General features: G+C 31.2%; 11 protein-coding genes. 4 read left to right on the top strand and 7 right to left on the bottom strand.

Annotation, left to right across the window (positions count from 1 at the left end):
* Nucleotides 1-84: 84 nt before the first annotated feature.
* Together SJY17_RS07225 and SJY17_RS07220 are read right to left on the bottom strand one after the other, a co-directional pair.
* Entirely contained in the window at nt 85-2,820 is a 2,736-nt protein-coding gene (locus tag SJY17_RS07225; RefSeq protein ID WP_397364830.1) for an outer membrane beta-barrel protein, read from the bottom strand.
* Between the two features lie 35 nt (nt 2,821-2,855).
* Entirely contained in the window at nt 2,856-3,758 is a 903-nt protein-coding gene (locus SJY17_RS07220) for a GLPGLI family protein (RefSeq protein ID WP_397364829.1), read from the bottom strand.
* A 162-nt stretch (nt 3,759-3,920) separates the two neighbouring features.
* Between SJY17_RS07220 and SJY17_RS07215 the strand changes: the two genes are divergently transcribed.
* Together SJY17_RS07215 and SJY17_RS07210 are read left to right on the top strand one after the other, a co-directional pair.
* Nucleotides 3,921-4,700 carry a hypothetical protein gene (locus tag SJY17_RS07215; protein ID WP_397364828.1) on the top strand — a complete coding sequence of 260 codons (780 nt, stop codon included), beginning with the start codon at nt 3,921-3,923 and terminating at the stop codon, nt 4,698-4,700.
* A 2-nt stretch (nt 4,701-4,702) separates the two neighbouring features.
* Nucleotides 4,703-5,317, top strand: coding sequence for a deoxynucleoside kinase (locus SJY17_RS07210; RefSeq protein WP_397364827.1), 615 nt, complete (start codon nt 4,703-4,705; stop codon nt 5,315-5,317).
* 98 nt (nt 5,318-5,415) lie between these two features.
* Here the strand turns inward: SJY17_RS07210 and SJY17_RS07205 are convergent, their stop codons facing one another.
* From SJY17_RS07205 to SJY17_RS07185, 5 genes are all read right to left on the bottom strand, one after another.
* Nucleotides 5,416-6,420, bottom strand: coding sequence for an App1 family protein (locus SJY17_RS07205; RefSeq protein WP_397364826.1), 1,005 nt, complete (start codon nt 6,418-6,420; stop codon nt 5,416-5,418).
* Nucleotides 6,421-6,494: 74 nt separating this feature from the next.
* Nucleotides 6,495-8,921 (bottom strand): sodium-translocating pyrophosphatase, encoded by a 2,427-nt coding sequence (locus tag SJY17_RS07200; protein WP_397364825.1) that lies wholly within the window; start codon nt 8,919-8,921, stop codon nt 6,495-6,497.
* A gap of 250 nt (nt 8,922-9,171) precedes the next feature.
* Nucleotides 9,172-9,696, bottom strand: coding sequence for an inorganic diphosphatase (locus SJY17_RS07195; protein ID WP_397364824.1), 525 nt, complete (start codon nt 9,694-9,696; stop codon nt 9,172-9,174).
* Nucleotides 9,697-9,948: 252 nt separating this feature from the next.
* Entirely contained in the window at nt 9,949-12,456 is a 2,508-nt protein-coding gene (locus SJY17_RS07190) for a DUF5686 family protein (RefSeq protein ID WP_397364823.1), read from the bottom strand.
* 170 nt (nt 12,457-12,626) lie between these two features.
* Nucleotides 12,627-13,604 carry a pyruvate dehydrogenase complex E1 component subunit beta gene (locus tag SJY17_RS07185; protein ID WP_397364822.1) on the bottom strand — a complete coding sequence of 326 codons (978 nt, stop codon included), beginning with the start codon at nt 13,602-13,604 and terminating at the stop codon, nt 12,627-12,629.
* Between the two features lie 240 nt (nt 13,605-13,844).
* Here SJY17_RS07185 and SJY17_RS07180 point away from each other — a divergent pair, with 240 nt between their 5' ends.
* The gene (locus tag SJY17_RS07180) at nt 13,845-14,591 is read left to right on the top strand and encodes an electron transfer flavoprotein subunit beta/FixA family protein (protein WP_397364821.1); all 747 of its coding nucleotides are present in this window, start codon (nt 13,845-13,847) and stop codon (nt 14,589-14,591) included.
* Nucleotides 14,592-14,679: 88 nt separating this feature from the next.
* Nucleotides 14,680-15,642, top strand: a complete 963-nt coding sequence (locus tag SJY17_RS07175) for an electron transfer flavoprotein subunit alpha/FixB family protein (protein ID WP_397364820.1) — start codon at nt 14,680-14,682, stop codon at nt 15,640-15,642.
* The last annotated feature ends 113 nt before the right edge of the window (nt 15,643-15,755 follow it).

The raw sequence follows: 15,755 nt of genomic DNA, 5'->3' as shown, positions 1-15,755 counted from the left end.
TACTTTAACACACAAAACATTAATTAATAAAAAATCCCTTTCAACTATAGTTAAAAGGGATTTTTTATTTTATTTATTATCATTTTATAGATTATATACAAATCTAAAAGTAACAAATCTTGGTTGTATAAAATACTCGCTAGTACTGACAGAAAATGCTCCATTACTATTTTGTATACTAGAATCTGTATCTAATAAATTGGTTGCCTTTACTTCATACTCCCATTTACTATCACTACTCTTTCTGTACGCTAAGTTAGCGTTCCACATACCAAAACTATTACTTTCTCCTTCAATTGTTTGTTTACTATAGGTGTAATCAGTTTTAAAAGTAAATGTTTTAAATATAAGAGCATCAAACTCTACTGCTGGAGCATTAGTATAAATTTTTGTGTTTCTATCTCCTTGATCGCTGTTATTTAAACCATAAGTGTAACGCAATTCAAAATTTGGGGCTTCTCTAAAATTAGATCGCAATTCTGTAGTATAACTTTGATTGTAATTTTTATTTGTTGATACTAGATCATTAATAAATTGATTGAATTTAGAATAAGTAAAACGACCTCTTACGCTTGCTTGTAATTTACCAAAACGTCTTTGAAAACGACCATTAACACTTAAGCTTTCATCCTCTAAACCAGAATTATAAGGTGTACTACTTCTTATTACTGAACCTGGTTGAAACTCAGAAATGTTTCTTATATTATCTATATTTTTATTATAATTTACAAATGCAAATACATTTGTGTAGTTAAACATGTTAAAACTAAAGTAGCTTAGGTTAACATTATGTGATAACGAGTTTTCTAAGTAAGGGTTACCTATAAAAGTTGAATTGTAGTCGTTTAAAACTAACCCTCTTGCAAACTGATTTACATCAGTAAATTGTGTTTGCATTTTATAACTAAGATTTAAATTTTCTGACCCTTTTAATTGTACACGCACATTTAAATCAGGTAACAGTCTAAAAAAGTTATCTTTAGTTTTTGTGTTAAACTGATTATTTACAACATTATAAGCATGTGCAGAAACACCTGGACTAATAGTAAATTTACCTGTTTTGAAACGATAATGCATCCCTAAATACAAATCACTGAACGTATATTTTATATCATTTACATCTACTAAATCTGTTATAATAGTATTAGTGTCTACCTCTAAGCCATCATCCAAAGTTTGAAAAATATTAGAGTCAAATTGTTGATTGCTATAAATAGTACCAAGTGTAAAATTAATATCACTTTTTTTATTTAAAATATTCCAATAATCTACTTTAGCATCTAACTGATTTGTTTTAACCCTTTTTTCTTGATTTACATCGTAATTAACCTGAGTTCCATCTAAGCCTAAATCCGAAGCAGTATCATCAAATGGGTCATTAATAGCATCGTTATTATTTAATGGGTCATTTTCTAACAAAGCATTATAAAATGGATCTTCATCTTGTAGTAAATGTTGAGCAGATAATGCAAAAATATTATCTTCATCTAAAGTGTAATAATAATTAAGGTTTTGATTTATTTTATATGGATTAGTGTCTTCAAATTGGTTAATTGACCCAATAACGTTAGAGTAAGTTCCGTTTAACTGCTCGTCTTTAGACGTACGACCTAGGATATCATAATCTAATTGATTATTAGCATTAGGTTTATATTTTGCACTAAACTTTAATAAACCTACATCACTTTTCTGTTTAGTATTACTTTCAGTATACTCATCAGGAATATCTAAAGTTTGATCTGTATACAAAACAGAACTATTCTCTTGCAAATTAATTCTGCTACTTGCAAAAATCGCAAAACCACTAAGGTCTAATGTGCTTTTTGGGGAAAAACTAAAGTTAGCTGCTCCAAACTTAGTATTGATATCTTTGGCTTTATTATTTTGAAGTTGTCTAAACCCTAAATCATTACTTCCTAAACTAATATTAGTCCCACTTTGTTGACTAGGCATTTGGAAACCACCAGAAAAATTAAACATATCACGTCGTGATAAAGCTAGCTCTCCTAGATTATTTAAATCTCCAATAAAATTGATACTCTTTTTAGGGCTGTAATAAAACAATTTAGGTTGTAGTAAATACAATTCTCCATCTTTAAAACTTCCAGAACCTCCAGTAATAGTACCAAACCAAAAGTTTTTCTTACCTTCTTTTAGCTTAATATTGATTGCAATATTATCTTGATTATTAGTTACACCACTTAATTGACCAACCTCAGAATAGTTTTTTAAAACCTGCACTTTATCTATAGCATTAGCAGGAATGTTTTTTGTAGCTAATTTAGTATCTCCATCAAAAAATTCCTTACCATCTACCATTACTTTACCAACAGTTTTTCCTTCTACCTCAACCTCTCCATCATCGTTAACCTCAACACCTGGCATTTTTTCTAGGATATCACCAAGTTTGCGTTCTGTTCCATTTTTAAAAGAATCTGCATTATAAGTAATAGTATCTCCACTGATAGTTACAGGCATTTCATAAGTAATCTCTACCTCATCTAAACTATTATCAATAGACATAGTATAGTCTTTATTAATATTGGTTTCTTTAGTTACTACAGTTTCAGAAACAGGTGTCATACCTATATAACTAACCTTAATATTATAAGTGGAATTTACTTCTAAATTAAGTTTGTATCGTCCTTTATCATTAGTAATTGCATAAGCTTCTAACGTTTTAGTAGCTTGGTTTATAGCAACAATATTTGCTAGTTCTAATCCTACTCCAGTACTATCCTTTACAATCCCTTCAAATTTAACTTGAGCAAAGGACGTGTTAACTACTAATAAAATTAGTATTGTATATATATATTTCATGTGTGGCTTTTGATTGGTAATTGGTATTAAAAAGATTAGTTACGTCCTCTTCCTCGTCCTCCTCTTGACCTAAACATTTCGCGCATCTCTTCCATTTTCTTCTTTACAATGTCTTGATACTCATCTCTTGTTACTTCTTTACCTTTAGTAGGTTTTTTAATTTCAGTTTTTTCAGAAGGATTCATTACTATTTTAGTACATAAAACTGTAGTTCTACCAGAGTTAATTTCTAATATCAATCCAGGTAGACCAAAATATTCTCCAGGACCACTATTTACAGGAATATCCATTGTGTACCAAGCTGTAACCTCTATTTCTTTAGGGATTTCAATTTCATCAAATGGATCTTTTGGAGCATCAGTTTTTGTGCTGTCCTTTTTTATTTCTGCTTTTTCTTCTCCATTTTTTGGACCTTTCTTACCACCTCTTCTTCTCATGTTTGTCCAATCTCCAGCATCTACTTTTTTCATAGCTGTGGCTTTAAAGCAAGTATACTTACCTATTTGCTTAGACTCTCCACCCATTTTCCAATCTAAAGTTTGCAGACTATCTTTAATTAAAAATTGCTTTCCAAAAAATTCTTGATCTTGTAGCAGTTGATTTTCTTTTACGTTTTTATATATCGTTCCAGCAGACATTCCTCCCATCATAAAGCCTCGTCCTCCACTTGGAGCCTCTAAAGCTTCATCTTCCTTATACATAGATTCTGTTTTATTAAAATCCAAAATAAAAGTTTTTTCAAGCATAGATTTCATACGTTCCATAATCATCTTTTTACGCTCAGGACTCATTTCTCGTCCTCCAAAACCATCCATATCCACAGTAGTTTTTGACATGTAAATTGCTTGACCTTGAAAATTATCTTGCGCAAATGCATTAGATGCAGTAATTGTAACTAATACAATAGCTAGATATTTTAGAGTAGATTTTAATTTCATTTTAATATAATTTAAGTTTTGTTTCTTTTTACTAATTACTTAGACCTCAAAATTAACCAATAGTTTAATCCAAGGTTGTTAAATATATACTAATACTCTATAAGTCTAGTTAGTTAGTCAATATGTTACAGTTTTGGTTTAGTTTTTGTACATTGTTAGCCAATGAAATCTATAACACTTCTCATATTTTTATTATCATTTTCGTTATTAGCTCAAGACGAAATAACAACTACTTTACAAAAACAAGATAGCTTAAAAGCAGATGTATTTGTTTCAAAAAACAATTTTGAGAGTTTATACTTTATAAAAGATAATACTATTATAAAAAAAGAAAAAGATCAATCATACAACTATAGTAATATTCAATTAGGAAACATCACTACAGTAAACACCTTTAATCCTTTAAAAATAAATGTCTTTTATGCTGACTTAAACACCATTATTATTTTAGATAATAGATTAGCAGAAATCTCTAAACTAGACTTTAATACTTCTCAACCTTATAAAAACATATCTCATGTCACAACAGGTTTTGATAATACCCTTTGGTTATTTAACCAAGATAATCAATATCTAGAATTGTACGATTATAAAACAAAAAAGACACGATACAAAACTATTCCTGTAGCTTCCAAAGTATTAGATTTAACAAGCAATTACAACTTCTGCTGGCTATTAACAGAACATTATTTGTATTGCTACAATTATTTTGGAAGTGTTGTTTATAAGGTAAAAAATGACGGTTTTTTAAAAATAAAAGCATCTAACGAAAATGTAATTATTCAAACAGAAAATACTTTAATTTTTTATAATAGTAAATCAAAAAAATTACTTCCTATTATTTTACCAAATATGTTAATAAGTCAGTTTTCTGTAACCAATCAAATCCTTTATATTTACAATCGTAAATTACTATACCAATACCAACTTAAAACGGATTAAATATGCACGTTGCCATTGCAGGAAACATAGGAGCAGGAAAAACAACGCTAACTAAATTATTAGCAAAACATTTTAAATGGGAAGCCCAATTAGAAGATGTTGTAGATAACCCATACCTAGACGATTTTTATAATCAAATGGAACGTTGGAGTTTTAACCTTCAAGTTTACTTTTTGAATAGTCGTTTTAGACAAGTTTCTCAAATAAAAGAAAGCGAAAAAGACATTATCCAAGACAGAACTATTTATGAAGATGCGCATATTTTTGCACCCAATTTACATGCAATGGGTTTAATGACTAATCGTGATTTTGAAAATTACAAATCATTATTTGATCTTATGGAAGGTTTTGTTGCAGGTCCAGATTTGTTAATTTACCTACGCAGTTCTATCCCAAATTTGGTATCGCAAATACACAAACGTGGTCGTGATTATGAAAACTCAATTAGTATTGATTATTTAAGCAGACTTAACGAGCGTTACGAGGCTTGGATCCATGGTTATAACAAAGGTAACCTACTAGTTATTGATGTAGACAACATGGATTTTGTAGCTAATCCAGAAGATTTAGGAACTATTATCAATAAAATAGACGCAGAAATTAACGGGTTATTTTAATTTTATAGCGTTACCACAAGGGTCAGGCTATCCGTTATATCTTTTTTTGCCATTTATGGCAGCAAAAAAAGGATGTCACTTCTATCCTTAACGCAGGCTTACTTAATTAGACCATTACTTTTAGCATGTATTGTAGCTTCTTTGCTAGAGTTTACTAATAAAACAGGTGTGTTTTGATAGTGCTTTAGCAAGTTATTTACACGTCTAATTTTCTTTTTATCATTAACACTTCTTAAGTAAACTGCTTTAATCCTATTTGGATAATCATTTACAATTTTTAGATAAATATCAGGATCACGCTCTCCACTATCACCAATTAAAATAAAAGAAAAATCAGGATACGTTTTTAATATATTTTCAATCTCTACTTGCTTTTCAGTTTTACAATTTGCAGTTTTCTTTTTAAAAATATTTCTAAAACTTCTAAGTAAAATAGGTCCTTTTGGAAAATTATTTGTTCGTAAAAAAAACTCTAAATAACGATATAAATTCCATGGACTATGGCTAACATAAAAAACAGGATTCGCTTTTTTACCAGTAGGACCTTTATGCAGTAAATGATAAAACTCTGCTGCGCCTTCTAACGGAATTCTGTTTTGTGCATGTTTTAAAAACGTATTATACAATACACGCCATTTTAAAACAGAGACCACTCCTGTATGTAAAATAGTATCATCAATATCACTAATAATTCCAAAATCCGAATGCTGATTAGGTATTAACAACTCTGCATTAAAACTATTATTATTTTGTACTGTTCTTTTTAAATTAGGTTGATTGTAAGACACCTCAAAAGTTAGCCAACCGTCTTCATTAACTAAATGTTCCAAACCAGTAAAAGATTGGTTAAATTTATAGTAACCATCCTTATCTGTTTCGGTATTAAAGACTTGCTTGTTAGGTAAGGTTATTTTTAGTTTAGTATGTTTTATTTCGTCAGTTTCAAAACGTTTCCAGGTATTTAAAATTAGATTAAACAAACTTTTTTGGTCAAGATCAATGGTTTCATCTTCAAGTGCACGACCACGATGGTAGAAGTGGTTAGACGTACCATAACTTAAAAACGAAATTATTTGTAAAGGATCTTTCTTAAACCAACTCATTACCTCAAATATAATATAAAAAAAACCTGCTAATCAAATTAGCAGGTTTAAAATTATTTAGAAATATTAAAGTACTAGCCTTTATTAATATTTACTTTTTTGATCACCTTTACATTAGCATCAGTTGCTATTTTATTAGCTGCTTCAAAAGCTTCTAATTTTGTTTTAACCTCAGCTTCTGTTCCTTTAAAAATTTCTTGTTTAGTTACTTCTTCACCATTAACCATCATAGTATAACTTACAGTCGCTTCTGCTTGATTGTTATTTACTATCATTTCTTTTTCAATAGAAATTCCATCTGCATGAGCCACTCCTGTTTCAGCATGACCTCCTAAAATAGGAGCAATCACTAAACCAATTAAACAAGTTAGTTTAATTAAAATATTCATTGATGGACCAGATGTATCTTTAAATGGATCTCCAACAGTATCTCCAGTAATTGCAGCTTCATGTGCATCAGACCCTTTATGAGTCATTTTACCATTAATCATAACTCCAGCTTCAAAAGACTTCTTAGCATTATCCCAAGCTCCTCCAGCATTATTCTGGAAGATTGCCCACAATACACCAGAAACAGTAACTCCTGCCATATAACCACCTAACATTTCTGCAATCATTAAGTTATCCATACCAAATAACATTGGTACAAAAGCAATAACTAAAGGGAAACCAATAGTTAATAAACCTGGTAACATCATTTCTTTTAAAGAAGCTTCGGTAGAAATTGCCACACACTTATCGTATTCTGGCTTTCCTGTTCCTTCCATAATCCCTGGAATTTCTTTAAACTGACGTCTAACTTCATAAACCATTTCCATTGCAGCTTTACCTACAGCATTCATTGCTAAAGCAGAAAACACTACTGGTACCATTCCTCCAACAAATAACATCGCTAAAACTGGTGCTTTAAAAATATTAATTCCTTCAATACCTGTAAACGTTACATAAGCAGCAAATAAAGCTAAAGATGTTAATGCAGCAGAAGCAATAGCAAAACCTTTTCCTGTTGCTGCTGTTGTATTACCAACCGAGTCTAATATATCTGTACGTTCTCTTACGATAGGATCTTGCTCACTCATTTCTGCAATACCTCCTGCATTATCTGCAATAGGTCCAAAAGCATCAATCGCTAACTGCATTGCTGTAGTAGCCATCATTGCTGATGCAGCCATAGCAACTCCGTAAAATCCTGCAAAAGCATAAGACGACCATATTGCAGCAGCAAATAAAATTACTGTTGGAAAAGTAGAAATCATTCCTGTTGCTAATCCTGCAATAATATTTGTTCCTGCTCCTGTAGCAGATTTTTGTACAATATTTAAAATTGGTTTTTTACCTAAACCTGTATAATATTCGGTTACTGAAGATATTACTGCTCCAACAACTAAACCAACTAATGTAGCATAAAATACACGTAAAGCAGAAATGTCTTTTAATACATTACCACTGGACTCAAAAAAGTTCATTTTCATTGTTTCTGGTAACATCCAAGTACATAAAAAGTAACAAGATATTGCAACTAAAGCAATAGAAAACCAGTTCCCTTTGTTTAGTGCTCCCATAACTTGAGCCTCTTTTGCTTCGTTATTTTTAATACTAACTAGCATTGTTCCAAGCATTGAAATAATTATTCCAATACCAGCAATTGACATTGGTAATAAAATTGGTCCTATTTTACCAAAACCTTCAAATATTGAAATATCATTTACATCTAAAATATAATTACCTAAAACCATTGCTGCTAATACTGTAGCTACATAAGACCCAAATAAATCTGCTCCCATTCCAGCAACATCACCAACATTATCTCCAACGTTATCTGCTATTGTTGCAGGATTACGTGGATCGTCTTCTGGTATTCCTGCTTCTACTTTACCAACTAAATCTGCTCCAACATCTGCTGCTTTAGTGTAGATTCCTCCACCAACACGTGCAAATAATGCAATAGATTCTGCTCCTAATGAGAAACCTGCAAGGGTTTCTAATATCTTAGTCATATCAGTTGTGTTTGTCCAACCGTCTGGCATAAAAATATTAAAGAATACAATAAAAAAGACCGTTAAACCAAGTACTGCTAAACCAGCAACACCAAGTCCCATAACTGTTCCACCTCCAAAAGACACTTTTAATGCTTGTGGTAAACTTGTTCTAGCTGCTTGTGTTGTTCTAACATTAGTTTTGGTTGCTATTTTCATTCCCATATTTCCTGCTAAAGCAGAAAAAATAGCTCCAAAAATAAAAGCAATAACAATTAATATACTTGTTGAATCTACAACTTGAGAGACAATTGCTAACAAAACACTTGATATAACTACAAATATAGCAAGTAGCTTATACTCGGCTTTTAAAAATGCTAAAGCACCTTCGTAAATATGACTAGAAATTTCAGCCATTTTTCCATCACCTGCGTCTTGCTTTAATACCCAAGATCTTTTTATCCACATATAAGCTAATCCTATTAAGGCAGCTACAATTGGCATATAAATCATCATTGATTCCATATAGTTTTTGTTTGATTAGTTTTTAATGAGCGTAAAAATAACAAAATCAATTAGAAGTAAAATAATTAAATTAACATTTTTACTTGTAAAAACTGAGATTTTACTAATCTAAACTGGTTAACCAATTTAATTTTTAAGATATTCTTTGGTTTACACGTTTTTTTAGAATTATTTTCAATTACTATTAGCAATAAAAAACCCTTTCATTTTAAATGAAAGGGTTGGATATAATATTACTTTATTTTACAATTTAAATTGTAAACGTGTTTTTCTGTTTGTGTTCACTTTCATTGTAACGTTTTACACATTCATGATAAATTTCTACTGCTTCTTCTGCATTTCCCCATCCACCAGTATCAACTTTTTTCTTTTCTAAATCTTTATACACTTTAAAGAAATGTTCTATCTCTTTTAATCTATGTGGATTTAAATCGCTTATATCTTTATTGTTACTCCAAATTGGATCAGACATTGGTACACAAATAATTTTTTCATCTGGTCCTTTTTCATCTGTCATATGGAAGACACCAATTGGTCTAACTTCCATGACTACCATTGGATATGTTGGTTGATGACCTAAAACTAAAACATCTAATGGATCACTATCCAATGCTAAGGTTTCTGGTACAAAACCATAATCACCTGGATACATCATTGAAGAAAATAACATACGATCAAATCTAATCTTTTTTAAATCAAAGTCATATTCGTACTTATTTCTGCTTCCTTTTGGTATTTCTATTAATACATCAAATGTTAATTCTTCTTTTGCCATGTTTAATGTTTTACTTATAAGTGTGTATTACAAAAGTAAGCGATTATTTATATTTTGACAAGAGAAACTATTCTTGTTTCTTAATCAATAATTGATATAAATTAGCATGGAAGAATATTTGCTTTTTTATACTAATAGTAGATGTTACATTACAAAATGCTATTTGACTTTGTCAAAAAAATCAACTAACTTCGTTTAACATTCGATAAAGAGAATTGAAAACTCTCCTTATCTATACGTTAAACGAGCCTCCTAAAAATAAAACCCAAAACTACCAGTAATACCAAATTTTCTAGCATCTGGATTGGTTATTGGGTTAAGGTAGTTACCTCTAAAATTAAAGTCAATTCTAAAAACTTTAAAGATATTACCTACACCAACGCTATACTCGTAATACGCTTCTTTGCTTGGTGCTCTGTATAATAAACCTGACGCGTTAATGTCTCTGTTGTCCTGAGAGATATCTCCAATAACACCTCTTGCTCCAACAATAGCTCTTAAATTATATTTTTTAAGGAAAGGAATACGCGAGAATAAACGTCCATTAAAGTTATGCTCTATGTGTAATGTGGCATACTCATCGGTTACAAACTCGTAAAAATCTAAGTTTGAAAAGGTGTTATAAATAGAAAAGTAACTTTGGTTTCCAGGCACAACACTTAGTAATCCTAATGGTACTTCTCCAAAAGTTTTACCAGCTTCTATTGTGGTATACAAACGTCCAAAAGCACCTAAAGCCCAAGGTTGTGTGTATGAAAATTGTAGTTTTGTGTAATCAAAATCACTATTTAAAACACTTTTGTCTCCAACGGTTACTTGTGCAAACAAGCGAGCAAAATCATCGTTTTTTGTACGACGCTCTACCCCAAAACCTGTCATTTCTCTTTTTGGAAAAAAGGACATTGAAAACGCGGTTTCGTATTGTTTTATTTCGGATTGTGTTGTGGTTTGTGTTGCATCTGTGTAATAGTCTAAACTAAAGGTTGGTGACGCAGATTCTAGCGTTCTGTAAGTTCCGCTTAAGCGTGTGACTAAATTACGTAATGGCTCAGCCTCAATAGCCAATGTTGTTAAATTAACACTGGTTAATTTATCGTTTGTACCTGTACCAACTACAGAAGAAGATGCTAAACTACGACCTAAAACATCTGTACTTGTGGTCAAACTGGCTCCAATCTGCTCGACATCTCTTCTATTTCCTCCAGAAATAATTAATCGACTACGTTTGTCCATTAACCATTTTCCAGAAATACCGTATTTAAATTTATCGTCTTTAAAACCATAAGCGGTAAACCCTTCTAAACGCCATAAATCATTTTGACCAAAGTAAGTACGTCCTCCAGCACGTAAACGTAACCCTTCTACTGCATTAAAACCAAAGGTTGAAAATATAGGTCCATAATCAAAATTAATACTAGGAAACTCCACATAACCAGAAGCCAAAATACTTCCTAAATTATAGAGTTTTTTGAATTTTTTAGTACTTTTTAAAGAGTCTAACATAACGTAAACCCCTTTTTCATCTTTACTTAAGGTTTCCATACGGTTTTGATCCCAAAAACTATCGTCTTGGTTATAAATATCTTCATCAAAACTATAGACTTTTTCTTTGTAAAACTTAGGGTCTTTTTCTATGTCAAACTTGTAATTATCGTATAAAGTGGTACGTTTTCCGTAGATTCCTTTTGATTTTTCTTTTTTATTCAAAGCAAAATCACTCATAAAATAATCTCGCTTTATTAAAAACACAGAGTCGTTTAGTACTTCAAATTCTTGCTCGATATAAATTTCTTTTACCCAGTTTATATTGGCACTTTTTGACGCTTGTAGATTAATTTCTTTAATAGCAAACGTGGTATCTGCAACCCAAAAGTCTCCTTTAAAGGTCAACTCATTTTTACGTCTTGGGTAATAAATAATGTTATAACACCATTTATTATCTATATAACTACTATCTGCTAAAACGTAGTTATACGTTTGGATTCCAGTTCTTGAAATTGGGCTAGTAAAACTTTTATCGAAAAATTTTAAATAGTTATCATAGATGTCATAATCTGAATATAAATCGTCAACAAAATCTATAATAACTTGATTGTTACTAAATCCAGAGTTTTTGTTTCCTTTTAAAATGTCACGTTTAAGGTTTGCAACATTATCTCCATAGATTTCGCTTGAAGACTCGTTAATAAATATTGGCAAGTACGTTTTTCCGGTAACTTTAGAGGTATCTACTTGATCAAAAACAAACTCCATACCTTTAAACAGCTTACTTTCCATTAAAGAACTGTCTACAGTATTAAGATCAAACTCTACTTTTTCATACTTATCGTATTGGTATTGTTTGTGTTTTTTTAATCCGTTAGTACGTTTATTTTCCCATATTTTTCTAAGTATAGCAATTGCTAGGTTATTTTTTTTAGGTTGCTTTCCTGACACAAGAACTACCTCATCCAAAGCGGCAATTTCTTCTTTTAAAATAATTTTAAGATCGTAATTTACTTTATTATCCAATACAATTTCTTGTGTTTGAAAGCTAATAAACGAGATAACTATAGTCTCCCAAGTATCATCATCTTCCATGTAAAAACGCCCTTCTTCATTGGTAATAACTCCAATAGAGGATCCTTTAAACACTACATTTGCGTAGGATATAGGCTGATCAAACTCGTCATAAACATATCCACTAACTTTAGTTTGTGAAAAAGCAAAAAAACTTGCGAAGAATAGTATTGAAAAGAGGCAAAAAAACTTATTATTCATGTGTCTATTTTATTGTTTTTTTTATTGGTCACATGGTACTTCCATATTTAGTCGTTCCCTTAAAATATTAAGAGTTAGTTATGGAAGTTTCATATTAACTTATTAAAACAAAAAAACTTCATCAACAATCATGCTAATGAAGCTTTTGATAAATCAAAATTACTGTTTTTTTATTTATACATTACCTTTTTAACAGCCTTTATAACATCTTTATGGTCTGGTAACCACTCTGCTAATAATACTGGAGAGTAAGGTGCAGGTGTATCTGCTGTATTTATTTTTACTATTGGAGCATCTAAATAATCAAATGCTTCACTTTGTATTAAATATGTTATTTCTGTAGCAACGTTTCCAAAAGGCCAAGCCTCTTCTAAAACAACTAATCTATTTGTTTTCTTTACAGAATCTACAATTGCTTTTCTATCCATTGGACGTACAGTACGTAAATCTATAATCTCACAAGAAATTCCTTCTTCTGCTAATTGATCTGCTGCGATGTAGGCTTCTTTAATAATCTTTCCAAAAGATACAATAGTTACATCTGTACCTTCTCTTTTAATTTCGGCAACACCTAATGGGATTGTATATTCTCCTTCTGGCACTTCACCTTTATCACCATACATTTGCTCGCTTTCCATAAAAATAACTGGATCGTTATCTCTAATTGCAGATTTTAATAATCCTTTAGCATCATAAACATTTGATGGTACAACTACTTTTAATCCTGGTGTGTTTGCAAACCAGTTTTCAAAAGCTTGACTGTGTGTTGCTGCTAATTGTCCTGCACTTGCAGTAGGACCTCTAAATACTATTGGGCAATTAAATTGTCCACCAGACATTTGTCTAATTTTTGCAGCATTATTTATAATTTGATCAATACCAACTAATGAAAAGTTAAACGTCATATACTCTACAATTGGTCTAGTTCCAGTCATTGTAGATCCTATAGCAATACCAGCAAAACCAAGCTCTGCAATTGGAGTATCGATAACACGCTTTGCACCAAACTCGTCTAACATACCTTTTGATGCTTTATAAGCACCATTATATTCTGCAACTTCTTCACCCATTAAAAAAATGCTCTCATCTCTGCGCATTTCTTCGCTCATGGCTTCACAAATAGCTTCTCTAAATTGAATTGTCTTCATCTATGTAATAATTTGAAAAGCAAAAATAACAATAAACAAAAACTTTTAACTAAAGAATTATTTAAAATTTACTATGCATGCATAGTAAATATTCGAAATAAAATAATTATCTTCGTAACCACAATATTTAAGCGCGTTTTTAAAGCTTAAAATTGAATAAAATTTACACAAAATTCAGCTCTACTACAACGTTATAGTTGGTTTTGTTTAAAAAAAATAAATTAAAAAAACAGAATAAATATGAAAATTTTAGTGTGTATTAGTCACGTACCAGACACTACTTCAAAAATTAATTTTACAGATGGAGACGCAAAATTTGACACCAATGGTGTACAATTTGTAATTAATCCTAATGATGAATTTGGTTTAACAAGAGCAATGTGGTTTAAAGAAAAACAAAGTGCATCTGTAGATGTTATAAATGTAGGAGGTCCAGAAACGGAGTCTACATTACGTAAAGCTTTAGCAATTGGTGCAGATACTGCAATTAGAATTAACACTGAAGCTAAAGACGGTTATCAAGTCGCTAAAGAGCTAGCAAAGGTCGCTAAAGATGGTGCTTATGATTTAATTATTGCTGGACGTGAGTCTATTGACTATAATGGTGGAATGGTTCCAGGTATGTTAGCAGAACTATTAGGAGCTAATTTTGTAACTAACTGTATAAACTTAGAAGTTGATGGTAATAATGCTACAGCCTCTAGAGAAATTGATGGTGGAAAAGAAACTGTAGCTACAACTTTACCATTAGTTATTGGTGGACAAAAAGGATTAGTGCAAGAAAGTGATTTACGTATCCCAAACATGAGAGGAATTATGATGGCTCGTAAAAAACCTTTAAATGTTCTGGAACCAACAGGTGCTTCTGTAGAAACGTCTTCTGTTAAGTTTGAGAAACCAGCTCCAAAAGGTGCTGTAACTTTAGTTGCTCCAGATAATTTAGACGAGTTAATAAACTTACTTCATAACGAAGCTAAAGTTATTTAATCCTGTCATTCCTGCCTAGGCAGGAATCCACAAATTAATTAAAAATAGATTCCTGCTTTCGCAGGAATGACAAACAAAAACAAAATATATGTCAGTTTTAGTATATACAGAATCAGAAAATGGAAGCTTCAAAAAAACAGCTTTTGAAGTAGCATCATACGCAAAAGCAGTTGCAACCCAAATGGGAACAACTGTAACTGCTGTAGCAATTAATGCTAATGATGTTTCAGAATTAGGACAATATGGTGTCGATAAAGTATTAACAATATCAAATAATGCATTAGATAACTTTAGTGCAAAATCTTATGCATCTGCAATTGCTCAAGCAGCAAAAAACGAAGGTGCTAAAGTTGTTATTGTTAGTCAAAGTGCTGACAGCAAATATTTAGCTCCAATATTATCTGTAGGTTTAGAAGCAGGATACGCATCCAATGTAATGGAAGCTCCAACTTCTACTTCTCCATTTACAGTAAAACGTACTGCGTTTACAAACAAAGCATTTAACTTAACAACTATAGATACTGATGTTAAAATAGTTGGTGTTTCTAATAACTCATTTGGATTAGTAGAAGCTAGTGGAAGTGCTACTGCAGAAGACTTCTCTCCTAACCTACCAGAAAATGGCGTTACTGTACAATCTGTTGATAAAGCAACAGATAAAGTTACTATTGCAGATGCAGAAATAGTTGTATCTGCAGGACGTGGATTAAAAGGTCCTGAAAATTGGGGAATGATTGAAGAGTTAGCAGATGTTTTAGGTGCAGCTACAGCATGTTCTAAACCAGTATCTGACTTAGGTTGGAGACCACATGACGAACACGTTGGACAAACAGGAAAACCTGTAGCATCTAACTTATATATTGCAATAGGTATTTCTGGAGCAATACAACATTTAGCTGGTATTAATGCCTCTAAAATAAAAGTTGTAGTTAATACAGATCCAGAAGCGCCTTTCTTTAAAGCAGCAGATTATGGTGTTGTTGGAGATGCTTTTGAAGTTATCCCACAATTAATAGAAAAATTAAAAGCGTTTAAAGCAGCAAACGCATAATTTTTTATAAATTTAAGTTCTATTAACAAAGGACTGTTTAAATTATGTACAAAAACTGCCTAGTGTAGTTTGGTAAAGTCCTAATTTAAGCAGTTCTTTGTTTTTTAAATACT

Origin of the sequence: Olleya sp. R77988 (assembly GCF_044594215.1) — a bacterium.
Lineage (GTDB): Bacteria > Bacteroidota > Bacteroidia > Flavobacteriales > Flavobacteriaceae > Olleya.
Note: the sequence above shows the minus strand (reverse complement) of the source record. Positions and strands in the feature narration are given on the sequence as shown.